The organism is Burkholderia cepacia, assembly GCF_001039005.1.
GTDB lineage: Bacteria > Pseudomonadota > Gammaproteobacteria > Burkholderiales > Burkholderiaceae > Burkholderia > Burkholderia theae.
The window spans coordinates 59,423-85,360 of sequence record NZ_LDWR01000024.1; the positions used below are offsets into that span (position 1 = coordinate 59,423).

At 60.5% G+C, this 25,938-nt stretch carries 28 protein-coding genes; 2 read left to right on the plus strand and 26 right to left on the minus strand.

Annotated features, from left to right (window positions below):
- Positions 1-5: 5 nt before the first annotated feature.
- The 19 genes from trbC to VL15_RS42000 form a co-directional block, all read right to left on the minus strand.
- Positions 6-794 (minus strand): type-F conjugative transfer system pilin assembly protein TrbC, encoded by a 789-nt coding sequence (trbC, locus tag VL15_RS15070; protein WP_048246424.1) that lies wholly within the window; start codon positions 792-794, stop codon positions 6-8.
- A complete protein-coding gene (traU, locus tag VL15_RS15075) occupies positions 791-1,822 on the minus strand; it encodes a conjugal transfer pilus assembly protein TraU (RefSeq protein WP_048246425.1) in 1,032 nt (343 codons plus the stop codon). The genes trbC and traU overlap by 4 nt, the downstream gene beginning before the upstream one ends.
- Positions 1,819-2,817 carry a hypothetical protein gene (locus VL15_RS15080; protein ID WP_048246426.1) on the minus strand — a complete coding sequence of 333 codons (999 nt, stop codon included), beginning with the start codon at positions 2,815-2,817 and terminating at the stop codon, positions 1,819-1,821. The genes traU and VL15_RS15080 overlap by 4 nt, the downstream gene beginning before the upstream one ends.
- Positions 2,818-2,840: 23 nt before the next feature.
- Positions 2,841-3,494 (minus strand): type-F conjugative transfer system protein TraW, encoded by a 654-nt coding sequence (traW, locus tag VL15_RS15085; RefSeq protein ID WP_048246427.1) that lies wholly within the window; start codon positions 3,492-3,494, stop codon positions 2,841-2,843.
- Positions 3,481-3,930, minus strand: a complete 450-nt coding sequence (lepB, locus tag VL15_RS15090; protein WP_048246479.1) for a signal peptidase I — start codon at positions 3,928-3,930, stop codon at positions 3,481-3,483. Before lepB ends, traW begins: the two co-directional genes overlap by 14 nt.
- 56 nt (positions 3,931-3,986) lie before the next feature.
- Positions 3,987-4,355, minus strand: coding sequence for a TrbI F-type domain-containing protein (locus tag VL15_RS15095; RefSeq protein ID WP_155420224.1), 369 nt, complete (start codon positions 4,353-4,355; stop codon positions 3,987-3,989).
- 2 nt (positions 4,356-4,357) lie between these two features.
- Positions 4,358-6,952 carry a type IV secretion system protein TraC gene (traC, locus tag VL15_RS15100; protein ID WP_048246429.1) on the minus strand — a complete coding sequence of 865 codons (2,595 nt, stop codon included), beginning with the start codon at positions 6,950-6,952 and terminating at the stop codon, positions 4,358-4,360.
- A 14-nt stretch (positions 6,953-6,966) separates the two neighbouring features.
- Entirely contained in the window at positions 6,967-7,626 is a 660-nt protein-coding gene (gene traV / locus VL15_RS15105; RefSeq protein WP_048246430.1) for a type IV conjugative transfer system lipoprotein TraV, read from the minus strand.
- A 2-nt stretch (positions 7,627-7,628) separates the two neighbouring features.
- Positions 7,629-8,543, minus strand: coding sequence for a DsbC family protein (locus tag VL15_RS15110; RefSeq protein WP_230684455.1), 915 nt, complete (start codon positions 8,541-8,543; stop codon positions 7,629-7,631).
- On the minus strand, positions 8,525-8,995 hold the full coding sequence (locus VL15_RS40105) for an HNH endonuclease (RefSeq protein WP_080970836.1): 471 nt from the start codon (positions 8,993-8,995) through the stop codon (positions 8,525-8,527). The genes VL15_RS15110 and VL15_RS40105 overlap by 19 nt, the downstream gene beginning before the upstream one ends.
- On the minus strand, positions 8,992-10,059 hold the full coding sequence (locus tag VL15_RS15115; RefSeq protein WP_196319590.1) for a hypothetical protein: 1,068 nt from the start codon (positions 10,057-10,059) through the stop codon (positions 8,992-8,994). Before VL15_RS15115 ends, VL15_RS40105 begins: the two co-directional genes overlap by 4 nt.
- The gene (locus VL15_RS15120; protein ID WP_230684456.1) at positions 10,052-11,401 is read right to left on the minus strand and encodes a TraB/VirB10 family protein; all 1,350 of its coding nucleotides are present in this window, start codon (positions 11,399-11,401) and stop codon (positions 10,052-10,054) included. The genes VL15_RS15115 and VL15_RS15120 overlap by 8 nt, the downstream gene beginning before the upstream one ends.
- The gene (locus tag VL15_RS15125) at positions 11,370-12,116 is read right to left on the minus strand and encodes a type-F conjugative transfer system secretin TraK (RefSeq protein ID WP_048246431.1); all 747 of its coding nucleotides are present in this window, start codon (positions 12,114-12,116) and stop codon (positions 11,370-11,372) included. The genes VL15_RS15120 and VL15_RS15125 overlap by 32 nt, the downstream gene beginning before the upstream one ends.
- Positions 12,113-12,724 carry a type IV conjugative transfer system protein TraE gene (locus VL15_RS15130; RefSeq protein WP_048246432.1) on the minus strand — a complete coding sequence of 204 codons (612 nt, stop codon included), beginning with the start codon at positions 12,722-12,724 and terminating at the stop codon, positions 12,113-12,115. The genes VL15_RS15125 and VL15_RS15130 overlap by 4 nt, the downstream gene beginning before the upstream one ends.
- 4 nt (positions 12,725-12,728) lie before the next feature.
- On the minus strand, positions 12,729-13,016 hold the full coding sequence (gene traL, locus VL15_RS15135) for a type IV conjugative transfer system protein TraL (protein ID WP_048246433.1): 288 nt from the start codon (positions 13,014-13,016) through the stop codon (positions 12,729-12,731).
- Positions 13,017-13,028: 12 nt separating this feature from the next.
- Positions 13,029-13,349, minus strand: coding sequence for a hypothetical protein (locus VL15_RS15140; RefSeq protein WP_230684457.1), 321 nt, complete (start codon positions 13,347-13,349; stop codon positions 13,029-13,031).
- A gap of 257 nt (positions 13,350-13,606) precedes the next feature.
- Positions 13,607-13,999, minus strand: coding sequence for a hypothetical protein (locus VL15_RS15145; protein ID WP_048246435.1), 393 nt, complete (start codon positions 13,997-13,999; stop codon positions 13,607-13,609).
- The gene (locus VL15_RS15150) at positions 13,996-14,490 is read right to left on the minus strand and encodes a transglycosylase SLT domain-containing protein (protein ID WP_053077651.1); all 495 of its coding nucleotides are present in this window, start codon (positions 14,488-14,490) and stop codon (positions 13,996-13,998) included. The genes VL15_RS15145 and VL15_RS15150 overlap by 4 nt, the downstream gene beginning before the upstream one ends.
- A gap of 445 nt (positions 14,491-14,935) precedes the next feature.
- The gene (locus VL15_RS42000) at positions 14,936-15,358 is read right to left on the minus strand and encodes a hypothetical protein (protein WP_155420225.1); all 423 of its coding nucleotides are present in this window, start codon (positions 15,356-15,358) and stop codon (positions 14,936-14,938) included.
- A 227-nt stretch (positions 15,359-15,585) separates the two neighbouring features.
- On the opposite strand from VL15_RS42000, the gene VL15_RS40110 reads away from it, so the two are divergent.
- On the plus strand, positions 15,586-15,996 hold the full coding sequence (locus VL15_RS40110; RefSeq protein WP_080970838.1) for a helix-turn-helix domain-containing protein: 411 nt from the start codon (positions 15,586-15,588) through the stop codon (positions 15,994-15,996).
- Positions 15,997-16,003: 7 nt separating this feature from the next.
- Here the strand turns inward: VL15_RS40110 and VL15_RS15155 are convergent, their stop codons facing one another.
- From VL15_RS15155 to VL15_RS15170, 4 genes are all read right to left on the minus strand, one after another.
- Positions 16,004-16,960 (minus strand): PAS domain S-box protein, encoded by a 957-nt coding sequence (locus tag VL15_RS15155; protein ID WP_048246436.1) that lies wholly within the window; start codon positions 16,958-16,960, stop codon positions 16,004-16,006.
- A gap of 27 nt (positions 16,961-16,987) precedes the next feature.
- Positions 16,988-17,389, minus strand: coding sequence for a hypothetical protein (locus VL15_RS15160; protein ID WP_053077652.1), 402 nt, complete (start codon positions 17,387-17,389; stop codon positions 16,988-16,990).
- Positions 17,390-17,524: 135 nt separating this feature from the next.
- Complete coding sequence (locus tag VL15_RS15165; protein WP_048246437.1) at positions 17,525-18,745, minus strand: dicarboxylate/amino acid:cation symporter; 1,221 nt, start codon at positions 18,743-18,745, stop codon at positions 17,525-17,527.
- Positions 18,746-18,770: 25 nt separating this feature from the next.
- Positions 18,771-19,433 (minus strand): GntR family transcriptional regulator, encoded by a 663-nt coding sequence (locus VL15_RS15170; protein WP_048246438.1) that lies wholly within the window; start codon positions 19,431-19,433, stop codon positions 18,771-18,773.
- Between the two features lie 165 nt (positions 19,434-19,598).
- Here VL15_RS15170 and VL15_RS40115 point away from each other — a divergent pair, with 165 nt between their 5' ends.
- Positions 19,599-20,066, plus strand: a complete 468-nt coding sequence (locus VL15_RS40115) for a GNAT family N-acetyltransferase (RefSeq protein WP_329955949.1) — start codon at positions 19,599-19,601, stop codon at positions 20,064-20,066.
- Positions 20,067-20,116: 50 nt separating this feature from the next.
- Here the strand turns inward: VL15_RS40115 and mobF are convergent, their stop codons facing one another.
- From mobF to VL15_RS40120, 3 genes are read right to left on the minus strand one after another with little or no spacing between them, the layout of a single operon-like run.
- Positions 20,117-23,011: a MobF family relaxase gene (gene mobF / locus VL15_RS15175; RefSeq protein ID WP_048246439.1), complete on the minus strand. Its 2,895-nt coding sequence runs from the start codon at positions 23,009-23,011 to the stop codon at positions 20,117-20,119.
- 6 nt (positions 23,012-23,017) lie between these two features.
- The gene (locus tag VL15_RS15180) at positions 23,018-25,120 is read right to left on the minus strand and encodes a type IV secretion system DNA-binding domain-containing protein (protein WP_048246440.1); all 2,103 of its coding nucleotides are present in this window, start codon (positions 25,118-25,120) and stop codon (positions 23,018-23,020) included.
- Positions 25,113-25,529 carry a hypothetical protein gene (locus VL15_RS40120; RefSeq protein WP_080970840.1) on the minus strand — a complete coding sequence of 139 codons (417 nt, stop codon included), beginning with the start codon at positions 25,527-25,529 and terminating at the stop codon, positions 25,113-25,115. The genes VL15_RS15180 and VL15_RS40120 overlap by 8 nt, the downstream gene beginning before the upstream one ends.
- Positions 25,530-25,938: the final 409 nt, after the last annotated feature.

Consider the following 25,938-nt stretch of genomic DNA (forward strand, 5'->3'; position numbering starts at 1 on the left):
CGTGTTCACTCCGCATCCCCCAGCGATCGCAGGTACCGTCCAGCGATACCCGCATAGGCCGGGCTGTGATCAACGACCTGACGAAGGGCGTAGGCGGGCGTCACATCGCCGGCTATCGACACGTAGGAGGCCGGGAGGGCGCAGCCGCTGCTGTCGACCTGACTGTTTGCATCGCCGCCCCGTGTGACGACGTACGCCGGCACGCGGGCGACGCGATACTGCGTGAACGCCTTCGGATTCACGACGATGCCACCCGAGGCGATGCCGAGCCGCTGCATCTCGGCGGCGGTCGCCTTGAGAGAGTCGTCCTTGAAGCCCCGAAACACCACGGTCCCGCCAGCCTGGTTCATGGTCTTTACCAGGCGCACCAGCGACGCTGCAGGCATGGAGAAGCTGGCGAACGCAACGAACGAGTCCGTGACCCGCCGCTGCGTCCGGCTCTCGTACCGCTTCGCGACCGCGAGCGGATCCGCACCGGCCGCGGCTGGCGCCGGCGTCGGAAGGTTCGGGAACGCATTGCCGTCGTGGGCTGCTTTCGCGGATGCCTGATCCATCTGCCGAGCACGATCGCCTTGGATCCGGCGCATCTCCGCGTCGATCGCGCCGGAAGCTGGCATTGCGCCGCGATACCGTTGGGCGCCGCTGGCCGCAGCGTCGAAGGTGGCACGGCGCGTGCTGTTGATCTGCTGCTGCTCATGTGCGAGCGCGTCGTTCGACACGGTTTGCGCCGACACCGGAATAGCTGCAAGGCCGATCGAGCTGACAGCCGCGAAGCAGGAAATGATCCGATTCATTGCGGGAGATCTCCCAGGTTGGCGCCCATGCAGCAGTTGCGCTTGCGGAAGATCTCGTAGGCGAAGTCCTCACCGGTGTACGGGATCATTTTTCCGGCGCCCCAGAGGGCAGATGTGCGGCCATACGGCTGGCAGCACTGGCCGTTGATCTGGTCGGTTTGCGCGACCGGGTAGAGCATCGTGTACTTGTATTGGGTCTTGTCCATCACGGGCTGCAGGTAGTAGCCGCACATGGCGCCGTCACCTGTCGTGCCCCACATCAAGCCCTCGCGATGAAGCTTTGCGGTCATGCGCTCGACCAGCAGCGATGACGCCTGGATGGCCGACACATGGGCCTGAACGTGGCCGTTGAACGGGTAGATCGACCCATTGCAGCCTGCGCACCAGAACAGGAGGTTGCTGCCGAATCCGAGGCTCGAGAGCACGCAGTCGCCGGCGCAAGCAGCCTGGGCGATCGGGCTGCCGAACAGATAGGTTTCCGGCTCGAGGAGCATGGTGAGATCGTCGTCGCTCCATGTCGGGTCGACTTCGGTCATGTACGCGACGTCGAAACTGCCGGTCTCCATGCATGGATCGTCGAGCAGGATCTCGGTGTAGTACATGACCGGGTCCGTGTACCAGTGGACCTGATAGAAGCTCTGTTTGGTGTCGTCCTTCTGCTCGCGCACTTCGCCCTCCGGCGCATGGATGCCGGGATTCAGCGAGATCCCCCCAAGGGACACGAAGCAATAGGGCGAGCGCGTGACGTCGACGCGACGGATCGGCTCCCAGAAGCTGAACTTCACGCCGAACGTGCCGTTGCAGAAGCAGAGGAAGCCGCCCGGGTTCGAGGTGTCGTCCTGGCCCATGTTCATGAAGGTCACGCTTCCGATCGCCATCGGAAACGCGCATTCCCAACATATATCGGTGATCGGATTGGCGAATCGGCCGACACACTGGCCAGCATCGGCCGGCGCCGAGAAAGAGATGCAGGCGACCAGCAGTGCGAGCGAGACGAGCCAACGTCGAAACAGAAGGCGCGTGCTCATGACAGCAGCTCCTGAAGCGCCGGATACACGTCAAATGCGAGGTCGAGCAGGTGTGCGCTGAGGTGATGGCCAATGCGGTAGGCAATGGGCAGGAGGACCACAGCAGCCATGAGTGCTGCCAGGACAACGCAAACATAAAACGATATGCGAACGCCTTCCGACACGGCATCGACGACGACTTTGAGCGCTGCGACAATCATCGGAGTTCGCGGGGGCTCAGCGGCGGCCGCCACATGAGTCGGTTCATCAAGCTGAACCACGTTGTCCGGGGCGATGCCAATGCCGAGCGACACCTTTACACCATCCTGAATGCGCCAAATCAGGTCTTGTGCGTCGGTCTCGCTCAGGTTCTCTGCAACGACACTCGCCGTGTTGCCGGATCCGTGGATGTCTCCCGCGATCACCCGATATGCGAGCTGGGCCTCAAGGCCGGCCGGTCGACGCTCTGCCTGGACAGAAAGGTGCTTGACCTCATTGCCCCACGAGGCCGCCTTCCAGTTGAAGGTCGCAAACTGTTGAACGCCCGAAACGATGACCTGGTCACCGACGACATCGACCGTCAACAAGACCGACGCATGTGCCGGGGAAATAGCACCGCTAAACGACCCCGACACCTCGGTAGCTGCCGAGCTATCGATTGTTGGAATGTCGCCGGCCGCAGTGACATGTCGTCGTTGCTCTTCTGCCAGGAGGGCAGCGGTCGACGGACCCATGTGCATGTAGACTCGCTCATACTCGAGCGCGTCTACGATTTCTTTGGCGAGCAGATATCCGATCGCTTCGCTCTCGACGGCTTCTACCGCGCGCCCAAGCACCTGCATTGCGACATCTGGAGCGGGGGCACGATACCAGCGCTTTGCAAACCGAAAGTCGAGACGCAGTGCCTCGGTCTTGAATGCCCCCAAGATGGCTTTGCCATTGGAGTGCGGAAGGTTCGCGATAACCGCTGCGGTGATCGCGTCGTCGGTGATATCCACGGTCATGAGTTCGGCCATTACAGAATCTCCGTAGGTTTGGGCTACCGCAGTTGAGCCGCCGGCTCTTCCTCGAGCAGCAACTGGTTGCCTTGCTGGCTGATCACGGCCGGCACACGGGTGATCCCGAAACGCTGGGTCAGACGTCCTTGCTGGTCGAAGTACACCTGTCGCTTCCACGACTTCGTCAGGTCGAACCACGATCCCGCGGTCAGGATCGGCTTGACTGCATCGCCGGAGCGAGACGCCATTGCCTGCACCGCCTTGACCTGCGCGGCATCGCGGCCATCAAAGAACACCAGGCGTTCATGGAGCGTGACGATGTCAAGCGGATTGATGCGTGTGCCGGCGGGCACGATGACCGCGCCCTCATCATTGGTGACAGGTTTCGCGTACGTCACCGTGGGATCGATCAGGCGACTCGAATACTCGGTGACGGCGGTGAGACCCGACACGGCTGGCAGTGACGTGATGTCATGCAGCGCCCGCTGCCGGGCGCGACGCTCAATGGCCGCGAGTCCGCCATTTGCTCGCAGCTCGAGCAGACGGTGCTTCAGCATCGCGATCGCATCGTGCTCGGCGATGGGGTAGGTCGGGCCGACCACACCCAGGTCGTCAGCACGCGCGCAAAGTACTACCGTCGTGAGCGCTGCGGCGATGACGAGGCGCGGCACGGCACGCCGATCAGAAGACTTCATAGGCCTCCCCAACGATCGCAGATTGAGGAACGGTGCCGGCGACCGCGTACCGCGAATCGAGGCTGTTCGGGTTCGGAGTGGTCACAAAGTAGTGATCCGGCGGGATGACGCCGGCACTGGTCGGGAAGAGCGCCATACCCGCGAGCGAGAGGGGCTTGGCGTAACCGATATAGGTCTGATTGACCCAAACGTCCCGGCCGATTACGTATACGACATCACCAGGCAGGCCCACGACGTGCTTGATGAACGTCAGGCCCGCGGGATAGGTAGCGCCGCCATGCCAGCGAAACGCGATTGTGTCGCCAAGGTGCGGACGACACGGCCCCTTGCGGATGAAGTAAAGCGTCCCCGGCAGGCTCGTCGACATGTTGAACGACAGGCCGTACCAGGGCGTCAGGCTCCAAGCCATCGCGGCCACGATCGACAGCGCCACCATGGCGCGGACGAACCGGCGATAGCAGAATAGCCGCACAGTGGGAGCGACGGGCGGGATCACTTGGCGATCCTCCGAGCGATCAGGTCGGTCAGATCCGGCGCATCGCCGGCGAGCACCGCGGCCTTGTTGACGACCACGCAACCGCACTGCGTGCCAAGCTGGTCCAGCGCGATCGACAGGCGCTTTGCGTAATCGCCGGCATGCTGCGTCGCCTTGTTCTTCGCGTCGTCGGTCATATGCACCGGATCGCCGTTGTTGAAGGTCTTCAGCAGTGTTTCCTGCTCATCGCTGATGAGCTTCTGCACGTCGACGACGACGACTGGCGCCGCTTTTTCGCGTTGCGTCCAGAAATAGACGAGCGGGGAAGCCAGCACCAACGAGGCGCAGACCGAAACGATGCTTGTCAGTACGAGGTCGTGTCGCATAGTCACTTCCGTTTGGTTTCGATCAGGGCGCGAATCGCGTCCTCGGTGGGCGAACCGGTGGTACGCAGGCGCTGCATGAATTCGAAGTCCGGCCCCTTGGTGGTTGCCATCGCCAGCGTGAATTCATCGGGGATATGCCGCAGCAGGTGGGTGCCGCCGTTGGGGTCCACGAGAATGAACTCGCTGTAGCGACCGGGCACCGGGTGCAGCGACTTGAGCAAGCGCTTCAGGCCGGGCGACAGGTCCATGACGTCGCCCTTCTCAATCTTCTTGAGCGTGTCGTCGCTCTGCTTGAGGTGGAACTTCCACGCCGAGTTGTCGAACGCAGCCTGCGTGGCTTTGTTCATCGCGGCATCTGTGATCCCCTGTGTCGCAAAGAAGAAACTGCCCTCATACTTGCGTGCACGGCGGTAGCCCTCCTCCATGAAGTCAGCAGTCTCTTCGTCGTCTCCTACGATTTGCCATCCTTCGTCTTGAAGGAACAGCTTCGGTCTCGAACGATCGAAGCGATACATCTCGTTCGTGACCTGGTTGGTCAGCCCGAGCATGATCACCGTGCGCAGCTGGGGATCGCTATTGAGGTGCTCGAGCTCGAGGCCGACTACCTCGTTATCGAGCCGGACGTTGGTGTGACCGTTGACGTACTCGCCGTAAACGCCGCCCATGCAAAACGGTTCAAGCCGCACGGCGAGCTCGTATGCAACGCGTTCGGGCTGATCGTTCTGGTCCTTCAGAGTCAGCAGGGCGTCGCGAACCAACGTCGGGTTGCCCCCTTGCTTTTCCCGTTCCCACACAATCCGGACCGCTTTGTCGAGCAGCGCGCCCTCGAACGGGGTGATCGGCGCGGTCGGGGAGACCATGCGCGCGATAATCGGTCGAATGAACTTCACCTCGCTGTCGAGACCGTTTTCGGCATCGGCACCGGCCGTGGAAAACGCGTTGATGATGATTCGCGAGCCAGGCTTGAAATCGATGTACTGACCGCCGGCCATGTCGATCTGCTTCTCGTACGAGTAGCCGACGTCACATATGCGGATGATCCCGCCAACCGATCGGAAGGCGCCGATGATGTCGTTCATCAGCACCGACTTGCCAGCCCCAGACGTACCATCGACGAAGCCGTTAAAGTTCGTGCTGCTCGAGTAGATATCCACGAGCGTGGGCGTACCACGGCGTCCAAAGAACAGCAGGCTGGCGCGACCGTCGGTGCCAGCCCACTCGCCGAGCACGGGCGCCATGTCGGTGGCGTTCACTGTGGTTTTCGTGGTGATCAGCCGGAACCGCTTCAGGTCATCGCGCATGTCGCTCGTGAGCATCATGGGCATGGCCGACAGGAACGTCGTGAGCTGCTGCGTCAGCATCGGGAAGAGCTTGAAGCGTTCGGCGCGCCAGATGCCTTTCGCGGCCGCGACGCACTGCTCCATCTTCTTGCGCGGAGCGAAGAGCGTAAGCGTGTGATAGAGCTCGCACATCGAACCGCCCTGCGTAAGCTGCATCGAAACAGCCTTCCAATCCTGGTTCTGCAGCGCGAGCTCTGGCTGCAGTTTGGCAATCTTCGATTCCGCGTTCTGTGTCGCACGTGCACCACGCAGGGCCGCACGCGTTTCGACCGCGCTTTGGTCGAGAATCAGGACGCCGCACGTAATCAAGTAGGGGCAGGGGTATTGGTGCACATCGTTGAAGAGCGACCCAACGATGTTGTTCATCTCCCACAGCTCTTTGCTTTTTGGATACTGATGCACGCCAAAGCTGCGCACCGCGATCCGAGAGTCCGGCTCGCCCGGTTCCTCCGGCGGCAGACCGAACAGCAGCTGGTTCGCCCTTACGCGGATGTGGTGGCCGAACACCGTTAGCTGGTCGCGAATGGGCTTATCGCCGCTGTAGGTCTGATCGATTGTGTCGGCCCCGTCGCCAAAGAAGGCGTCCGGATTGAGGATCGGCCAGAGAAAACGCTTCAGATCGTCCGGCTCGGCGGTCCGGCTCGCGAGACTGGCAGAGCGCAGCGTCGCGCCGACAACTTCGCGCAGATTCTGGATTTCTTCGCGAAGCTTCAGATCATCCGCGCCCCCCTTTCGCACGATCGAGAGCAACAGCCGCTTGTCGGTGATCGCGTAGTTCTGGCCAGGAAACAACGGCTGGCCGAGTTTGGAGCGCACCGACGCAGCACGGCGCTCTGCCTGCTCGAGGTAAAAGGAAGGCGCAGCCCCCGATTCGGCGTATTGGCGTCGCAGGTCGACATAGGCGTTGAGCGACTCCTCGATGATCGGGTCGGCGAGAAGCAACCATTGGACGCCATAGCCCGCGGGCAACGAGTCATAGATCCCGTGCAAGCTGCGAGTCAACTCGGAGTCGGCCCCCGTCTGCGGTGCGACGACCAGCACGAAGCCGACCGAGTCGGTGTTGTAGTACAGCTCGGTGGCGGGGTCATACTGGTCATACGGCAGCAGGTTATGAAGCCCGACCGTCTCGATACGCCGTTGGTCGGCTGCTACTGGCGACGGCGGCCCGAGATCATCGTCAGTGCCGAGAATCGCTTCGGTAATGGCTGTTCGCGCAAGCTCTTTTGCGTCATCGATCCAGGTCTGCAGGGTGCTCATGTATGGCTCCTGGGTCAGTGATCGGTCGCGGCCGGCAACGCGCCCGCGCGATCGATTGCACCAGCAGGCGTGAGAATCCCCTGCATGACCCGGTCGGCATTCGACATCTGTGTCGACGATGAATCGGTGTTGGTGGCAGTGGCCGCTGGCTTGCCACCGGCGTCCGGCGCAGGCGTCGGCGGCAGCACGGGCCGGAACGCGGCCTGGATACGCTCCTGGTTGTGGGCGATCGACCAGTGGCCGGAATCGACGATCAGATAGACGTACTCCTGATCGTGCAGATCCGAGTCGGCGTCCTGCCACGGCGCGAACCAGACCCGCATCTCTCTCGCGGCCGTATGAACGGCAGCACCGCTGTCCAGCGCTTTGGGGAGGATGCCGGCGGCGCCGATGGCAGGCAGTGCATTCGCTCCGGACGTAGCACTCGATGGCGAGCTCGGTTCAGCGGCATAGGTGCCGAGTGCGATGTTCGTCGTCGCGCCCGCGCCGGTGTGCACACGCTGGTCAGGGAGGTTGTGCGCCATTGCGTTGGCGTAGATTCCAGACATGCTGCTGCAGAGCACACCTTCAGGTGCCTTGCAGGCAAACTTTGAACTCGCGTCGTATCCGCTGAAGCTGCAGCCGGTGAGGCCGAGGAAGGCGGTGAATGTGGCGAGCATGGCCTTGTTTTTCATGATCACCTTGCTCCGAGCCATTGATCGATTGCCTCAGCGCTGGCTGCGCCCGGCATCACGCGCCCGTCCTCGCTCACCAGCGCGGGTGTGCCGGCAATGCCCAGGCTCGCGGCCAGTGCTTCGTTTGCGTCGATCGGGTTGGCGCACGAAACGAGCTTCGGCTCGACTCGAGGCGGTGCAGGCGTCTTGTCCGACCCACCCGTCGCGGATGAACCTTGATTGCGCATCCACCGTGAAAGCGCGAGAGGCATCCACGCGTGCCACGTGGCGAGTCGATCCTCCGCACACCAGATCGCAATCGAATGTGCTCGCGCCCGCGGGTGAATCGACTCGAGCGGGTACAAGAAGCGGTAGATCGTCACGTCCTTGAGCTTGGAAAGGTCATCCTCCAAGACGAGGCAGTACGGGCAATCGGGATCGTCGAAGATCGCAAGCTTGCGACGGCCGGTGCCGTGAACCTCGACGAATGCGTCCCGCAGCCGATCAGCGGGAAAACGAACCTTCTGCAGCGCCTGCTCGAGGGGTACGGTGAGATCCTGTTGCGTCACCATGTCGAAGAGGTGGCCGAACAAGAAGTAGCGACCGGTGGCGTCGGTGTAGGCCGCCTTGTTGCCCATCACGACTTCGTAGATGCCGGCCGACGGCGTGGCAGCAACCTCACGAAACTGGGTAGACGGGTAGCGCGCATGGAGCGCCGCCTTGAGGGCGGCTACGCCAGGATCGAGGTTAGGATCGGCTGGATTGATAGGCGACGCTGCCAAGACTGCGGGGGACGCAGTTGCGACCGGGGCCGAACTCGATCCGGCGACGGGTGCCGATACCGTGGACGTGCCCGGGGCGGTACATCCCGATCCGATGCACGTGGTCAAAAGAAGGGCGAAAGTGAGTTTGGCCTGTTTCATTGGATCGTTGAGCATGGTGAGGACGGGGTGCCGCCGGAGGACGCCGAAGCCGTACCGCTGTTGCACGAGGTATGGGCACGCTCGAAATAGAAGACGACGGGGGCACCAGTTTCCCGAACGAGCCCGTAGCACTTCGCAAGGCGGTAGATCGGGTGGTATGCATTGAGGGAAGCGACATGCCCAACGAGCGACTGCCGCCACTGCTCGAGCGACAACTGCCCCTTGCTGATGTTGCAAGGCGGACAGGACGGCATGTAATTCGACTCGACGTCGCGCTCCGGATGTCTGGGTGGGCCGCTCACGAGCCGCCATTGACCGTCCGAGGCTCGCTTCGTCTCGACGGCGCGCACAACAGGGTCGACATGGTCGCCGTGCCAGCGATCGGGCAGCGGCGTTCCGCAGTACGCGCAGTGTCCGTCGTACTTGAGCCGAAGCCGCTCGCGCTGGGCCTTCGTCAGCCGGCTCACGCTTTGTGCTCCGAGACAACAGTGGCCGCACCGTGCGCACCGGCTTCACATTCCCTGCCGTCGGCAGCGGAAATTGCGATCGCATTTCGCTCAATCCGGTGCTGATGTGAGCGGGCCAGAAGAGACGCGCATCGGACCATGATGTTGCCGCTCTCGTTGCGATGCTCGATCTCGTTGGCAGCGGCCCACGCCAGTACCGTGTCCAGGTCGACACCGGCCTGGAAAGCAGCCCGGCCCGCTGCGAGCCATTCGAGCGAGGCGGTTTCGGCCGACGCAGATCCCGCCATGGCTAGCACAGCGGATCCGGCATTCGGGGAGCGGATGACGATCTCGACCTGTTCCCACAGAAGGGATTTGCAGTCGCGCGCGAGTTCGTTTGGGAAGCCGGTAATACCGATCGGGCCGGCCGACGTCCTGATGTCGAGCTGCCCGCCCATGACCGGACTGCTTGAGATCTTCGTGAGCTCGCCGGCCGCGACAATCTCTGCGGGAAGCGCGGGCGCAGGCGCAACGGCCGCGTCCTTGTACCAGTGCATCATCGCGAGAATCGCGATATCTCGAGCATCGCCTTTGTCGACGTGCGCGCGGAGCATCGCCGACAGATCTTCCACCTGCGCGCTCCACCAACCGGCTCGGCCCTGGACTCTAGCCACTGCCATCTTTGCCTTCAACGCACGGGTGAACCCATCGAGCGCTGCATCGTCGAATGCAGCAGCACTCGTCACCGCATTCGCTTCCGTCCGGTCGGCAACGGGTGACGAGCCCAGCACGGTGCTGGAAAGGCCAAGCACGTCCACAGCTTGCTCGATGAACTGCAGGAAGCCCGATTGGAACGAGGGATCGCCACGGAATTGAACTACAGCGATATCGGAGAATCCGCGCACTTGCTCCGCGATAAGCGAAGCTGCACCGAGCCAACCGGCCACCGCCCGGCGCATTTCCGGTTGGCGATAGTTCCCGTCAGCATCCTGCGCAAACGAGGCCTCGCGGCCTGCTTCGTCCGCACACCGTTGCATCGCGTCCTCGAACGCCACAACGGTCACGCCCTTCATTTCCTCAATCATCGGAAAAGCCTCCATCGGTAGGACGGCGATCGTTGGCGATACCGTCGTTGATGTTGCTGATATCGGAGAGGGCTCCGTCGTAATCGGCGCCCTTCGACACGGCGAACTCGACCACGCGACCACCATCCGTCTCGATCACGGGAAAAAGCTTTTCGGCCGCACGGATGTAGTACTGCTTAAGGGTGTCGGCACCGCCAGAGACGCCGCTGCCCAGCGCTGCGCGACCGACCTGGCTCGGGTTGATAATGGAAGTGGCTCCGAGGGCGGTGGAGCTAACGGTGTTGGCAGACTGACTGAACGCTTGGCCAATGCCAGACGAGATTCCCGCGAGCACGGACATGGCTAGTGCCGATCCGGCTTTGGAGACCAGACGGCCGCGCACGCCTTCATGGCCGTCCTCTCCCATGACATTGCCCTTGATCGGCATTTCGATGGTGCGGCCGTTCTTCAGGATGCAGTCGAGGGTCTCGCCACGCATGTGGGTGCGCTCGCTGGAGACATCGCCGTACGCCTGCGTCAGGATCCGGCACTCCGTGATGTCGAGCTTCCGGCTGTTTGGCAGGTTGGCCGCGTCCAGCACCTGGAGAAACACCGGGAGCGGATCGTGCTGAGCTTCGCCGCCCGTTGGCGCATCGACACCATTCATCATGAACACGCGCACGAACGACGTCGCTGGGATGAAGTTCACTTTCTTCCTGCCATTGGCCTTCAGACAGTCCTGCTGCGCGCGCGTCGCCTGGTCCAAGGGCAACGACGAGTAGCGGGGATCGATACAGTCGGCCGCGTTGCCGCTCGGTGCATTGAATTGAATGATGTCGAGCTTCGGAGGAGCTGCGACCGTATCGACGGCGCCGGGCCTCCCTGATTTGCCGAACGGCGGGTTCAGGATCGCGCCGGCCTTGGCTTGTGCCCCGTTGAGGGGGATCGGCTTGTCCAGCAGCGCGCGGTCGGTCGCCGGTGCAGAAGCTGGTGCCGGCGCACTGGCTGGTGCGTTCTTCATCGCATCAAGTCGCTTGCCGAGCTCATCCTGAGCCTTCGACAAGGCTTTCATCTGCGAAAGAGCGTCGTCTGCGCGCGTATTTGAATCCGAAATCTGACGCGTAAGATCGGCGAGTTGCGCCTCAGAGCGCGCGCGCCAGGTGTTGCGATCGTTCTGGTCACCCAGGCTGGTAAACGGAACCTTGGTGGTGAACTGATGCGTGGTTGGCCCACCCTGAGTAAAGAAAACACCAACGGCGAAGAGCGCGGCAAGCACCCCGAATCCGACCAACGTCAAGATCCGCTGGCGCCGCTTGGTTGCCTGATTGACGTCACTCATGGTCGCCTCGCTGGCGAACGACATAGACGATCGTGCTGGCGCCGGCCGACAGATTTGCGTTCTCGATCGCGATGGCCAGTACACCCGGCGCGTACAGTTCGCGCTCGTCGATGGCCATGTCGTTGTGGGAGGTATTCGACAGGGTGTAGGTCTCGCCCACGAAATCACCGTCGCTGTATTGACGCACGAGGGTCAAGACCGCTTCTTTCCAGAGCGGCACAACCGTTTCTACCGACGTGTACGACAACTGCGGTGCACCCTGGCCACCTGCCATCGCCAGCATCATGAGTTTCACGCGTCGTTGAAAGGCCGATGCATGGAGCGCTTGGGTCGAGCGTGCGGCAGCCGGTTCGATGCGGATATCCTCAGCCGGGCGCGGGCCAGGGACGAGCAAGAGGCGGTATGTCGTGCCGGCGTCGTCGACTACGAACACAGTGATCGACTCGTTTAGCGCGGTGGGATTCGCTGGCATGAGCCAGAGCTTGCCGCCGTCTTGCGTCCAGGAGACCGAGCCCGGTACAGCCGGTACGATCTTCGAAAAACTGCGGCCTCCTGACATGGACAGGACGTTGTATTCGGCCGCGGAGACTGACACTTGTTGCGCCTGGCGATCCGCGCCCTTGACGACCTGAATCGCGTACGCACTGGCGGCGGTCAAGAACATCGCGGCGCCGAGCACGAGACGGGACGTCACGGCCGGATGCGATGTCGACCAACGTCGATCGAAGGAAAGTTTCATGATGCAGGGGTCTCCGTGGGGACCAGCGGCTCGACGCCTTGTTTGCCGCGGGTGGCTTCTCGGATATCGAGCAACACCAGACGGCCGAAGAGGGTGATTCCGAAATAGACCTCAAAGGTCTTTTGCTCGGAGCCCGTGCGTTTTCCGGAGATGTAGGTGGAGAATGTGCCGGTGACCTTGACGGCCTTATTGCGGAAATCCACCTCGCCCACACCAATCGGCTCGAAGACGTGCGTGAGGCCGTCGTGCTTGATCTGCAGCGCATCGGCGTCCCATTCCGTCTTGAGCGCCGCCCGCCGATCGTCGTCGACCATGGAAAGGAGAATCCGCACATTGTTGTCGACGGTGCTCGGCGTGACGCTCTTGGCCAGGGACAGGACATACGTCGCCTGGTCGGCGAGATACTGGTCGTTCGCGTACCGCGCGCCGATAACGTAGGTGCCCCGAACGGCAGGCGGCATGATGACGACGCGCTGCGTAACCATCAGCCACGCGCAGGTGAATGCAAGGGCGACAGTGGTCGCTCCGTTCCCCAACAGAATCTTTTTGAGGAATCGGTTCTCGGCCTGCAGCGCGTCGCGAGATTGGGCGGCTTTGTTGGGCGTCATCGGTTCACCCGTTCAGTTCGCGAAGGTCGGACGGCGGCAGCTTCTTTGGCTCCGGCAGCCCCAACACCCAGTACATGACGTGCGCGGACATGCCGGGATGCTGGCCCGAGCTGAATTTCTGCCAGGCAGCTGCAATCGCGATGCCCACGACCAGACCCAGCAGGGTGTGGTTGGTTGCAACACCAACGATCGTGCCGGTAAGCCCGATCGCTGCCACGTCCTTACGGAAGAACAGAAACTTCTCCGGATCGTCGAGGCGACTGGGCACGTAGTGACTGAGATCATCCGACATCGCCGCCCCCGGTTAGATAATCGCGGTGTAGCTGTTGTCGATGATCCCGATGATCACACCGACCGCGATGCCGATGCCCGACGGAACAAGGAAAGCGCCGTAGTCCTTCACGAACATGGCTCGCAGGCTGCCGTACAACACGCCGGCGAGCGCACACGTCTTGCCGGGATTGCCCTTGGCCCAGCCTTCGACCGTGGTGGAACCTTGCGCGAACTCGGCACCGTCCGCGCCGAAAGCGTAGCGGGCGATCATCATGAAGGTGAGCGCAAGCAACACGGCTGTGATGATGTTCAGCGTTTCGCGCACCTCGGGTTTCTGCAGCAGTTCCTTCACGCGATCCTCGATCGCAACGAGGGCGCTCGCGGCTCGGACTTCGAGCATCTCGAGCTGGTTGAATTTAGCGGCGGTCATCTAGTCCTCACGTGGTAAGCAGCCGGCTCGCCGGCCAGGAGTTGTGCCCGTACCGAAATGAACGGCACGGGCACCATTCAGGGGAGAGTGGTTAAGCAAACAATCAAGCTATTTATTACGCATTCCTTATTACTTGTCGTCCTCCTTGGTCCAGTGATGAAATCGGTCAGCTACGCGGACTAGCGGTCCGCGAGGTGCTTGGACGTCGACGCGTCTGGGGCGGCTGTCGTGCAGAGCGCCCGATTCGACACCTTCGCGACACGGCGGTCATGTCGGATATGAGTGCGATGGGAGATGTGGCGCTTGACGATCGGAACGGTAGACGCGCGCATTGGCCGGCTTTCGTCGGCCGAGGAAACGGGAAGCGGAAAATCGTCTGGAGCAACCGGCACCGACGTCGCCAGGTGCTTGATCGTGGGCTCAGGGCAGGTGTCTGCCGAACAGAACACGTAGCGGCCGGAGCCGGGCTCACCGATCTGCGTGATGTCGTAGTTCGAAAGGCGGGAAGACGCGAAGCTGGTTTGCGCAAACGTGGCGACAACGGCCAGAAGAAGAGGGACAAGGCGCATCATCGCGAACCTCCTTCGGTTGCGCCGAGCGCCGATTGCGCGCGGTAGCCAGCATAGGCACGCTGCACCAGTCGAACGTAGCGCGCTTGCGCTGCGGTGTTCGTGGACACCGGCCCGGTGTTGTAACAACCGACAGCGGCCCAGGTCGCACCCTTGGCCTGAATGCAGTTGGCGAGCACCCACGCGCTGAGCTTGAGGTTGACGCAAGGATTCAGCAGGTCGCGCTGGGTGACGCCGTAGCTGACGAGTTCAGGAAGATGAACGTCGTTTATCTGCGCCGCGCCCCAAGCGCGGTGACCATCGGGCAAACGCGGTCCGACGGCGCTTGCCACGCCATGCGATTCGACCCAGGTGATGGCACGCAGGAGGTCGGGATCGAGCTGATAGAGGGCCGCCGCCTCGTTGAATATATTGCCCTTGCAGATGTCAGCGGCCGCGGGCGAAGCCGCGAACAGGGCGATCGTGGCAGCAACTGCCACGTGAAAGATGCGCAACGCACACGGTGTGCGCTGACGCATGGAATAAAAAGAGTAGCGTACCTGGTCGACCCGATACGCTACGAGACCACCTGCTCCGAGGGCACTGAGAGATTGCAGTAGCAGGCGGGATACGAGCGAAAGACGCTCATACCGAGAGGGCGAAAACTCGAAAGAGCGATTTGCTTCCGAATGGAAACGAGAGACCGGGCGCGCGCGGCCAAGCACGGCTTTGTTCGCGGCGATTGAGGGCAAAATGTGGAGGAATGCCCCGTCCGCACGTGGCGCATCGCGACGCGTTACAGTGCGTAACAACGTCACATAAAATGGGGGCATATCAAATGCGTCAAGCCCGAAGGATTGACGTACAATATCTGTAGCCACGAGTGGTCTCTCTCAGCTTTCCCAGCTATTTGCTTGTGGTCAGGCCGAGAAGGGTGTTGGCGCACCCTTCTCGGCCGTTTTACTTCTGGCTCTGCCTTAAAACAAGTCCGTTTATCTCGACAACAATAGGCGCTGAAGGAACGCAATGTTCCCGCACAAAATCGACGGCGTCTTCAAAATGCCGCCATGATTTAGGTGTGGCGCGCTTTGTCTCTACATCTACCACCTTCCCCGATGTCGTTAGCAGGCAGATCTGCCAGCTTCTCAACGGTCCGAGGAAAACCCTTACCTCGTACTCTTCGCTCAATTCGTTCCGGCGCAACTCGGCCACCGTGATTCCCATAACTGTTTTGGCCTTCTTTCTGGTCAAAACAGTCTTTCTCCATCGTCGCGCCGATCGAAGCAAGTTCATTTTCCCGTTTTTCGATTTCCGGGAATCGGGAATCCGGGTATTGATCGTATCTTTGCCGTGCCCCGGTGTCAACAAGGAATGCGTCAGCATTGAGGGCCGCGGTAATCGGCACCGATCGCGCCCCATGCCTCAGTTCGATTCCTTTTCGCGCGGCTCTCTTGCTAGCGGATAATTTCCGGGAAAAATTGCCGTAATGTTTGAAAGACACGGCTTTTCGCCCAGCGCGAAGGTCTACAGCATCCTTCAAAGGTAAAATACCCTAATTGGAGTTGCATATCAACCATAATTGTGGGATTTGGGGGAGATATCTTACGCCCATGGACAACTCAAATCAGGCGCAGGGTCGCACTCCCTTCGGTGAGCGTCTTCTACTCGCCAGGCGTAGGAAAGGCTATTCCCAAAAGCAGGTTGAAGCGCGTGTCGGTATCTCGCAAAGCAATCTCGGCGCGCTGGAAACGAAGGGTACCGGCTCAGCCTTTACAGTGGCCCTCGCGTTACTCTATGGCGTCAGCCCGGTGTGGCTCGCACTGGGTAAGGGCCCGATGGAGGGGGCGTCGCCGGCGCCAGATTGGTTTCTGGATCTCACGGAGCGCGAGCTCGAAGCTGTGCACGATTTTGCGGCCGGCCTCATTGCTGCTCGAAAGATCTACGGCACCTCAGCTCGTGCGAAAGCCATCACCCCGCCTCAACTACCTTCGCCAGCCGAACCGGACGATCCAGCCGGCTGACCGCTCGTCATACGGTCCTGTTGCTTGTTCGACCATCATTCGAGATTCCCGCGCTAACCGCAGTATGCAGGTCATATGCGTCCTGGACCGCCCTTACAGCAAGGCGTTCCGCTTGCATGACAATGCGTCGGTCGATGGGCCCCGCTTCGACTGACGCGAGTAATGCAGCGGCCCCGTTGGTTAATGCCGCCCAATCTGCGATCCGCGCTAGGACCGCTCGCAAATAGCTTTCGTTGACCGCAGGGCCAACGTCATCCCGCACGGGAGCGCCACCAATTACGGCCTCGCCTTTCAGTTCCGCACCGGAGCACATGATGAGTTCCGGTGCGCCATCTTGCACAGAATGGACGAACCGATTCCGGAATAGAAACGGACGCGCTCCGTAAGCGGTATTGATCACACGTTGAACGTCCCGAACGTGGCCCAACTCGAAGAAACTGGTAATGTTGGATCGCGACTCGTTAGCCGCTGCCGCAGACATGAAAAGGTCCTGCGCGTTTCCACCGATCACGTCTTCTTCTCGATAACCGGTGTATTCCTCTGCCCGGCGATTGAACCGGTGAATCGTCCCGGCCCTGTCTAACACCACGAGTATCGCGTTGGTCTCGGAAACGACGCCCTCTGAGAAGGCCATAGCACGCATCGCGATACTCGCGACCGACTCGGGGTCCCAAAGAGACGCGGCAATGCCAGCCCATTCGCCAGCTCGAACTTTCTTGCCGATCAGGTACAGGTCGACATGCTCGCTCAAGATTGGCGCGTTCAGCGTCACGATGGACATCGCGCCGGTCAAACAGCGAATTCGCTCCACTTGAAGCCTGCTCAGCTGGACGGTAATGGGTCGTACCACCTCTTCGTCGGCCGAAGACAGAGTCAGCACTCGATCGATACTTGAGAACCGCCAATTCGGCGTCGAAGTTCCAAAGTAGTTTCTAAACCCCGCAAAAACGGTCTTCGCATTCATTACATCACCCAAAACTGTGATCGCAGTTTATCGTTGTTCGACGCTGCTTGCCGCGATAGAGCGACGACGCGGTAGCTTGACGACGTTGTCCTGTGCGCGCGTGTCCCACGACGCGATAGTCGAATCTGCCGGAATGAACTTCGGATCAGGCGACACGACACCTCGCCAGACTCGATCATCAATCTTCTTGCCGACCAGATAAACATCGAACCGCGTCCCAAAGAACACAATCTCACATTGCACGCTCGCAACGACGCCGCCCAGTCCGCGGACCCGAGCTGCCGCGGCATCACCCAAGTCGACAGCGAGACTTACTCTGCGAGGCTCGGCACCGAGAACAATCGCGTTGCTGTCATCAGTCAGGGTCCAGATAGGACGCTCAGTTCCAATACGCACCAGGAAAGCACCTGCGACGTCAATCTGATTCATCACTTCCTCGCCCCTCAATCAACATTGCCAAGCGAATTTGCATTCGCGAATAACACCGTTCATCACAGCTGGAAGGCCGTCACACGGCCCACAAGCTTTTTTACGGCTGGACTCCGCAAAAATTCAGGCGAGCGGTCACTCTATTTTCTGCAAGCCCATCGGCCCAGCGTTCGCCGTCTCCACACCGGCAGTCGCTGTATCGTCCCCGGCGACTTTCATTGCAACGACGGCCGCGGCCGTGCTCCCGTATACGTTCAGTGCAGTACGTCCCATATCAAAGAACGCGTCGACACCTAGAATCAGGAGTACCGCGTCGGCCGGCAAGCCGATCGACGTAAGAATCACCGTGATCGCGACGATCGCACCCGACGGCACGTTCGCTGCCCCATCGATCGTGATGATCGTCAGCATGGCGATCGTGACCGCAAGCGGCAACGACCATGTCAGGTGATAGACATCCGCGAGATAGCCGACGGCAAGTGCCGTATATAGAACGGCACCATCGCGATTGAAAATGTAGGCAAGCGGCAGAATTGTCGACGCCACGCCGTGCGGCACACCCATGTCGGTCAGCTTCTTCAGATGAAGCGGGAACGTGATTTCCGACGATCGAGTGGTGAAGGCTAGGATCAGAGGCTCGCGTACCTTTTTAAGCACCGCGAGCGGCGATTGCCCAGCAACTTTAATCACGACCGTCAACACGATGGCAAGAATGGCCATCCCGACATAGGCGAGACCAAGCAACTTCAGAAGTGGGAAGAGGGCGGTTATACCCTTCGCCGACAACAGGAGTGCCATCGAAGCAAAGATCGCGAGGGGGGACCATGCGATGACCCACTCGATCATTTTGAATAGCCCCGCGAGCAACGCGTCGAACACCGCTATCGCAGGCGCGGCGCGTTCCGGTACCGATGCCAGCGCTGCACCGAGCAGCACGCCAAAGACCAGCACCGGCAGCGAGTTCCCCGAGGCGAGTGCCCCAACGATGTTAGTAGGAACGAGATCCGTGACAAACTTCATCCAGTCGATGCTGGACGCGAGATTTGCGGGCAGCAATCCGGTGTGAGCGAGACTGGCACCAGCACCCGGCCGATACAGGAAATTGAGTAACAGGCCGAGAGATGCGGCAAATCCGGTCATCGCAACGAAGAAGACGGCACAGGAAAGCGCGACCTTGCCAAGCTGCGCTCTTTTTGTCCCGGTACGAAACACCCCGACGGTTACAGAAAGGAAAATCAGTGGCATTACGACCATCTTGATCGCATGCCCGAAAATCGTCGAAACAAAACCCAAGCTCGCGGCAGCTGATGGGAAAAGCAGACCGCAAGCGACGCCCAGAAACAAGCCGAGGAGCATCTGCAAAGGCAAAGACGCATTTTTCTTAGTTATGCTGTTCACGTTTGGTTCCCAACAAATTGATACGTGCGGGGATGCCGCCCACGATGTGCTGCCACATCAGCATCCGCGCGGCCTCTGAATCCTTGTCCACTATCGCGGAAAAAATCGCCAGATGCTCTCTGGTGCCGCGGCGTACTGTTTCGGCGTCCGTTCTTGGTATTTCGTTCAACGCTAGCGTCTGAGCGCGTAACAAGTCGTACGCCGTCGAAATTCGGTTGTTCTTCGCTGCTGCAAAAAGCTCGCGATGAAACACCCATCCCACGCGCTGCTCGAGCATGATGTCAGTTGTATCCTTCTCGACAATTGCTTGCATTCGCTCGACGGTTTCCTTCAGCCCCGCAGTTGCGCCCGTCCGCGCAGCGAGATAGGCTGCCGTACTCTCAAGCGCCAAACGCATTTCATAGATTTCTCGCAGATCGCTAGTGGTCGGAGAGGACACGTACGTGCCACTCTTTTCGACGACGTCTACCAACCCCTCGGATTCGAGCAAATGCAAAGCGCTGCGCACCGGCATCTGTCCGAATCCCAATTCGTCGGACAGACCACGTTGCGATATCTTTTGCCCTTGTGCGAGCCGACCGTCGAAGATTCGTGCGCGGATCTCGACATAGGCACGTTCGGCATCAGTTAGATTTTTCCCCGTCATCTGTGATCACAGTTATGGCCTAATTTTTACAGCTTCTTTAATTAATTACAGTAGCGCGGCTCGCACTCACCTGCAACTGACATTTTTGCGAGCTTCAATATTGAACCAATATGGTTCAAAAATTCACCAAGAATCTATATTGATAATTAAATGACACTATCGTCCATGTGCTTCACGATTTCCCCTGTTCAAGCAGACGAAACTTACCCTCTTCGCGCCGAGGTTCTGCTAAACGGCGACGAGGAAGCATGCGTGTTGCCCAGGGACGATTGTCCGACGACCCTACATCTCGCCGTAAGGTCGTCGGCCGGTATCGTTGCCGTCGTCTCAATATGTGAAGAATCCCCGCCGAGTCAGCGAGATTCTCCGGCGTGGCGCCTCCGCGGAATGGCTGTGCATTCGGACGTTCGAGGCTTGGGGCTCGGCCGGCTCCTTGTCCAACTTTGTGTTCGTTACGCACGTGAACATGAGGCTGCAGCGATCTGGTGTACGGCTCGAGAATCTGCGCAGGGGTTCTACGAAAAACTGGGCTTCGCCGCGGATTCACCGCCAATTCAAATGCACGGCCGAACGGATATGAAGTTTTACGTAATGAGGCGGCAGATCGCGCGCCGACCATCGGGATCTCTCTAACGGACCCGGCCTGGCGAAGTACAGGGGTTCCAGGCCGGTGCGCAGCAACCTCAGTCGGGCTCGATCTGCATCTGCTGTGCTGCCTGCTGACGTCGCTGACGCTGGGGCTGGTTGTTCGCCTGCTCAGTCAACTCGTGCTCACGCAGCGTTTCGACCGCGCTGGACTTGTCCTGATGGCGTGAGACGGCGGCCCGGGCAAGAATGGCGTTGGTGGTGAAAATCAGCAGGTCGTCGACGGCCCGCGTGAGGCCGACGTAGAAGCTGCGGTCACCGAAGATTCGCCGAACAGTCATCGCGACATCGGACTGGCGCCGGGCGTCTTCCGGATCACGCTCCAGTTTGTGTGCAGGGATATGAAGCATGGCCTGCTCGCGGGTTGCCCCCTGGCCGGCGTGAACAGTGGCCGCGTAGGCATGATCCCAATGGCGCTGCGCGTCGAGATCCCAAGGAATCTCTTTGCCGTCCGCGAGCCGGAGAACCGCGCGGTTTTCCTGCAGGGAAACGACGGTCGCCTCATGGCCGTTCTTGACGAGTTCGTCGCCGCGAGTAAAGCGAATGACGTCACGTGCAGCGAGATTCCTGGCTTCGGAGAGATACACCTCCACCTTGTTGTACTTCTTCGGCTCCCACTCCATCCGGGAGCCGTCCGCCTTCTGAAGAACAACGATCCCCTCGTCGGGCCGGGTGCTCTCAACCCGCATGTATTCGCCGCGCGACGCGAGGATCTTCTGATAGTCGCGACCGAAGCGGACCGTCATATCGCGGGTGTAATACTGTGCTTCCTTCTGTTTGGCTCGGGTCATGTCTCCATCAGAGGTGAGGATGGTATGCGCCGAGTCGTTAACGTCGAGCTCGCCGCGCTCCTGCAATTTGGCGCGAACCGCATTATTGATGTCGACTCGGTCCTCATTGAACGGTGTAATGATGATCGTTTGGTTTCGCTGCGTCCCCCGTTCTACGTACCGTCGTGCCAGCAGGTCGATCAAGTCGCTCGGATCGTCGTGCTCTATCACGCGGCCCGATTGCTTGAGGAAATCAAAGGTGCGAGCGTTGCGCACCAGGTTCAGATCGGCGAGTTGCTCGCCCGGTGCAAGATCGGCTGTGCCCACGGCAATGGCAACCGCCTGCTGCAGCTCGGGATTCTTCTGGCGCTGAATCTCAGTCATCTGGGCCGTGGCCACGCCCTCGTCCTGCAGGATCTCGAACGGCTTGCCGGCCTCGATCGCCTGCAGCTGGAGGCGGTCGCCGAGGAGAATGACCTTCGCGTCGGCGCGTTCCGCCATCTTGAATAGCCGCGCCATTTGCCGCTGCGCCAGAAAAGACGATTCGTCGACCAGCCATAGCTCGCGCTCGCGCGCGAGATCCGGAACGTACTCGCGCAAGAGCTTGAGATCGTCCTGACGACGCTGCTCGTGGATCTCGAACATCGTCACGGTGTCGGCCTGAATACCGGAGTCGTTCTCGAGCTGCTTCGCGGCCTGGCCTGTCGCGGCCATTCCTCGCACGAGCCATCCTTGCTCGTGCGCGACCTGGACAGTTCCCTTGACCATGGTCGTTTTGCCGACGCCGGCGAGACCCTGGACAGCGACGATTCGGTCGGTGCTGGTCAGCGCGTGCTCGATCGCGCCGCGCTGGCCGGACGTGTAGTCGAAGGTAGGATCGTTTCGCTCAGTACGTGCGGTCGCAATGGCCTGTTCAATTCGCGACCTGACCAGGTCGGCCGGCGCGATCGCCGGCGCCGCGCCTCGCTGTGCCAACGCGTTTTCGACCGTCCACCGCTCGGTGTTGAGCATCTTCTCGGTCGTGATGTTGCCGTCCGGGAGATCGACGATCTTGCCCTGATCGACCAGCTTTTTGTAAGCGTCGAAAATTTGATTCGGTGACGTTCGCCCGACAGCGTGTTCGAGCGCTGTCTGGACTAGGTCGTATTGGCTCAACACGATCTCGCGCTCACCGAGGTGAGCGGCTGCGAACCGTAATGCCTCTAGGCCGGACAACTTCACGACACGTGCATCCGTTCCCGCTTCTCGCGCCTCGCGCGCTTTCTGCTGAATGGCGCCATAGTCGAGGTCGACGGCCTGGGCGCGCTCACGCCATTGGGCCGACAACACATCGTGGTCGACACCAACCTTGCGTTCGCGGGTGGCAAGCACCGCGCGCTCCCTCTCCGCGGGCGTGGCGTTCGCTGGATCGATCCCGTTGGCACGCAGCCATCGATCGCGCGCGGCCGATCGCTGGCTGAAGTGCTCGATCTGCTCCCGCGTGACGCCGACCAGCTCGAAGTTTCCGTTCTTGTCGGGCGCAGTGATGGCGTAGCCGCGCTTCTGCAGCCCGCGTGCGAGCGAAGAGGTATAGACGGCGCCGATCACCTTCTGCTGGACGTAGAGCGCATCGTTGGTGAGCGATCGCCATTCGCCGTCCGAGCGCTGGGTGGCGTTCATGACGAGCGCGTGAGTATGGGTATCGGGGTCGAGGTCGCGGCTCGTATTGTGACGAAAAAGGGCGACGACGATGTTACCGGTCGGCTCGGTGAGGGTCTCGCCATCAACGGTTTTACGCGCCTGAGCCGCATAGGCTTCGACGTACTCGAGCGCCTCTTTGACGGCTTCCTCATGCGCGAGGCGGACGCCACGATCATCGAAAACTTCCGCAGCGATACTGACGCTCTTCGGTGCCGAAAAAGTCAAATCGATGCCCGGTCGGTGCACGACCTCGGGGTCGCCATTCTCGTCGAGCACGACGCGACCTAACTGCTGATCTGCGACCTGGCCGGAGAGCAGCTTGAAGAACTGGGTGCGATCGACCTGCCGATTCAGACCGAGAGCAGCGGCGCCCTTACCGAACCACGCAGAATGCTCCAGTCCCTGATCGGTGGTGTAGTAGTTGTCTTTTGAAAAATAGTGGAGCGCCTGGCCGGCGCTGCCGACATTGTGCATGCTCATCATGGCGCATCACCCCAACAGGTCACCAAGACCGGACTGGCCGGCAAGACGGCCGTCGGCATCCGGCGCTCGAGGCGCCGACCTGCCTTGAACCTCGCCAGTGTCGCCGTCGACGACTTCGCCTGACGCGAGCACGACCAGATTCGAGGCGTTCTGAGCCGAACCATCACTGCTCGGCGCGGCCGCTCCTTCATCTGCGCGGGCTGAAGCCGCGGTAGTCGAGGATTGCGCGGCACTGGAAGTCGGCGTAGTCACGTCGGTTGACGCAGGTGACGGGGATGGGGCGGTTGCAGCTGGCGCCGCGGAACCGGGCGGGGACGGCAGCACCGCGGTTTGCTGCGCCGGCGTCGCCTGGCCACCAGGTGCGGCGTTTGCAGTAAGCCACGTGTCGAAGGTACGACGGGGAATGAAGGGTATGGCAGTTTCCGGGCGATGCGTATATTTGTACTTCACACGGGCGACGGGGTAATCGCTGGGCGTGACCAGATAGCCCTCCATGTCGGGCAGGCGCAAGATCTCAGAAGAGAGGACAAGATCGCGGAGGTTACGGCGCGCGAAAACACTCATGCCGTCGCGCCGCTCATCGATCCCGAGATTGAGGCTTTCCTCCTTTTCATCCAGATCAGCCTGGCCGATCGCATTGGCCAACGCCTTGGCCGCGTCGCCATCGGTCACGCGCAACAGGAGCTTGGTCTGGCATCCGGAGATGATCGTGCGCGCCAGATGCTCGCCGTAGATCAAGAAGAGTAGCGAGAAATCCTGGATGCCGATCACAAAGCAACCGCCGAACTTGCGAATGTTCGTCACGGCGAGCTTCATGATCTCCAGCTTTTGCAGGGTGGGGAGCTCGTCGTAGAAATACCAGAGGCGTTCGCGATGAATCGGCTTGAGTGCGAGAAGCGAGCGGATAGCAATATCGCACCACAGGCTGATCAACGGAAGCAAGGCGGTTTTCTGCTCTTCGTTGACGGTAATGAACAACCAGGAATCGTCGTCCTCGTCTTCATTCTGGACCCATTCGCGAATCGAAAACGGCTCGCCCTCGTCGTGCAGGTAGCGAAAGCAATCCAGCTGGTTCTGCACGGTCATCTTTAGACTCATGCCGGTGCGCTCAGTGATCGGATCAACGTAAGTGGCGGCTGACTCGTTCGCGAGGACGGCATGCAGTTCGTCGAGATTGCTGTGGGCGATGGCCTTGTACAGGGCCGCGTTTGTTCGCTTGTTGTCGCCACCGAGCGCGCGGACCGCCCCCTTGAAAACCATGCGCCCGGCGATAGCGAAGAATGGATCGGCGACATTGGGCGGGATAGGAATGAGCCCCTCGGCGAGACCGTCGTAATGAATCTCACCCTGAATCTCGCGCCAAACGTTCCAGTTCGGGCTCCGAGCGTCGAGCGGATTCAGGATGAAGTCCTTGCCTTCACGGAGAAATGTGGCCGTGAACTCCCCCGATGGGTCGTAGACGATCGCCCGCTTCTTGTTGGCGCGGACCTGCTCCATCAAGCCGAAAAACTGCTGAGACTTGCCGCTACCCTGCGCACCGGCGAAAAGCGTACCGAGCACTTCGGCCTTCTTCCGCATCGGCACACCAGCGATGCGATACGGGCTCGCGTCGTCTCGGCTTTCCAGTTCCTTGACGAGTTCTTTCGGTTTAACGAGCCTTGCACCGCGAACCTGCTTCTCGGTGAGTTTGCCGCGACCGTACTCCATCCAAAACAAGACAGAGAGGAACATCACGGCGATGGCAGTAAGAGCGGCGTAGAGGACCGAATTACGGGCATAAATGAAAAACTCGTCGGCGGCGTCTTTGGTAAAGGAGAGCGCAGCGGCCGGCGGCAATTCGGTGTCGTCGTTGCCTAGATGGAACGAAACGTTGGGATTGGCCATCGGCACGACGGTGAGGATTTCGGCCTCGACGTGCTTAACGGCGAGATAACGCGATTCGGCAGAAGTGACGAAGTAGAGGTAGAGCGCACCGGCAATGGCGCCGACAAGAACGGCAGCAATCACGACGGCGACGATTGCACTGGTGAGCAGTTTGGCCTGCTGCCACCAAAGGGCGGTGCCCCGGGAGAAAGTAGCGACGCTGTTGGGCGAGCGTTGATCAGCCATGGCTACCTCCCATCGCTTTCTTGGTGGCGGCCTCGGCCCGATCTTGGGCCTGATGTACGAATTGGATGTTTCTATCGCTGACGATCGTCGTCAACACTTCGCGACAAAAAAAGACCGCTCGTACCAGATCGAGGGGCAGTTCGCCTGAAGCATTTCCGCCAGCGGGCGGTGGTCCGCCGTTCGATGTTTGCGCGGAATTCGGGATTGTGGCCAACAGCGCGTTGAGCCGTTTTTCGATCTGTTCGACATTCTCGCTGACGATGCCACGAACGAGGATCTGGCGGCAAAACTCGGCTACCGGAATTCCGGCCTCGTTTGCCTTTCTGCGATAGAACTCGTTGGTGGGTCTGTCGAAACGAAGGGTAATACGCTCGGATTTGCCTTTGCTGGCACGACTGGAACGTGGCATGTGCGCCTCAGCATACACATCACCCCATTTTTCCCCGACCGGCCTTCTAAAGAGGCCGGCTAATCAAATAGTTACGCCATTATAGCGGACGAAAACGGTTTTCGGTGTCTGCCGTTTATTGTTCAAAATGGGAAGCGCAATTTCCTCTGAATTCTTCTCTTAATTCAATCGCTTACCTAATTTGTTGAGTTTCGGTGTCTGCCATTTCGGAGTCCGATGTTTGTGTAGCACCCGCCATTTTGGCACCTTCTCGCAACTGTTCTCACCGACTGTTGCCACGCACGCGACGTTTGGCTGCCACGTTCCGGCCTTATGCATCAAGACGTTCAGCGATCTGATACGGTGGTCGGTGTCGGCGCGTATGAGTTTCGGTGTCTGCCAGCGTAGAGCCTTGCGCAGCAAGGCTCTA

Bases quoted from the DNA above. Each gene is read 5' to 3' on its own strand.
- traL (WP_048246433.1), bottom strand. From the start codon at position 13,016: ATGTCGGATGATCTCAGTCACTACGTGCCCAGTCGCCTCGACGATCCG.
- VL15_RS15145 (WP_048246435.1), bottom strand. From the start codon at position 13,999: ATGATGCGCCTTGTCCCTCTTCTTCTGGCCGTTGTCGCCACGTTTGCG.
- VL15_RS40110 (WP_080970838.1), top strand. From the start codon at position 15,586: ATGGACAACTCAAATCAGGCGCAGGGTCGCACTCCCTTCGGTGAGCGT.
- VL15_RS15120 (WP_230684456.1), bottom strand. From the start codon at position 11,401: ATGTCGTTCGCCAGCGAGGCGACCATGAGTGACGTCAATCAGGCAACC.
- VL15_RS15180 (WP_048246440.1), bottom strand. From the start codon at position 25,120: ATGGCTGATCAACGCTCGCCCAACAGCGTCGCTACTTTCTCCCGGGGC.
- VL15_RS15125 (WP_048246431.1), bottom strand. From the start codon at position 12,116: ATGAAACTTTCCTTCGATCGACGTTGGTCGACATCGCATCCGGCCGTG.
- VL15_RS15170 (WP_048246438.1), bottom strand. From the start codon at position 19,433: ATGACGGGGAAAAATCTAACTGATGCCGAACGTGCCTATGTCGAGATC.
- VL15_RS40120 (WP_080970840.1), bottom strand. From the start codon at position 25,529: ATGCCACGTTCCAGTCGTGCCAGCAAAGGCAAATCCGAGCGTATTACC.
- mobF (WP_048246439.1), bottom strand. From the start codon at position 23,011: ATGATGAGCATGCACAATGTCGGCAGCGCCGGCCAGGCGCTCCACTAT.
- VL15_RS15165 (WP_048246437.1), bottom strand. From the start codon at position 18,745: ATGCTCCTCGGCTTGTTTCTGGGCGTCGCTTGCGGTCTGCTTTTCCCA.
- VL15_RS15115 (WP_196319590.1), bottom strand. From the start codon at position 10,059: ATGATTGAGGAAATGAAGGGCGTGACCGTTGTGGCGTTCGAGGACGCG.
- traU (WP_048246425.1), bottom strand. From the start codon at position 1,822: ATGAGCACGCGCCTTCTGTTTCGACGTTGGCTCGTCTCGCTCGCACTG.
- VL15_RS15160 (WP_053077652.1), bottom strand. From the start codon at position 17,389: ATGAATCAGATTGACGTCGCAGGTGCTTTCCTGGTGCGTATTGGAACT.
- VL15_RS15130 (WP_048246432.1), bottom strand. From the start codon at position 12,724: ATGACGCCCAACAAAGCCGCCCAATCTCGCGACGCGCTGCAGGCCGAG.
- VL15_RS15080 (WP_048246426.1), bottom strand. From the start codon at position 2,817: ATGGCCGAACTCATGACCGTGGATATCACCGACGACGCGATCACCGCA.
- VL15_RS42000 (WP_155420225.1), bottom strand. From the start codon at position 15,358: ATGCTGACGCATTCCTTGTTGACACCGGGGCACGGCAAAGATACGATC.
- trbC (WP_048246424.1), bottom strand. From the start codon at position 794: ATGAATCGGATCATTTCCTGCTTCGCGGCTGTCAGCTCGATCGGCCTT.
- VL15_RS15155 (WP_048246436.1), bottom strand. From the start codon at position 16,960: ATGAATGCGAAGACCGTTTTTGCGGGGTTTAGAAACTACTTTGGAACT.
- traW (WP_048246427.1), bottom strand. From the start codon at position 3,494: ATGAAGTCTTCTGATCGGCGTGCCGTGCCGCGCCTCGTCATCGCCGCA.
- VL15_RS15110 (WP_230684455.1), bottom strand. From the start codon at position 8,543: ATGCTCAACGATCCAATGAAACAGGCCAAACTCACTTTCGCCCTTCTT.
- lepB (WP_048246479.1), bottom strand. From the start codon at position 3,930: ATGGTGGCGCTGTCGATCGTGGCCGCGATGGCTTGGAGCCTGACGCCC.
- traV (WP_048246430.1), bottom strand. From the start codon at position 7,626: ATGAAAAACAAGGCCATGCTCGCCACATTCACCGCCTTCCTCGGCCTC.
- VL15_RS15095 (WP_155420224.1), bottom strand. From the start codon at position 4,355: ATGCGACACGACCTCGTACTGACAAGCATCGTTTCGGTCTGCGCCTCG.
- traC (WP_048246429.1), bottom strand. From the start codon at position 6,952: ATGAGCACCCTGCAGACCTGGATCGATGACGCAAAAGAGCTTGCGCGA.
- VL15_RS40115 (WP_329955949.1), top strand. From the start codon at position 19,599: ATGTGCTTCACGATTTCCCCTGTTCAAGCAGACGAAACTTACCCTCTT.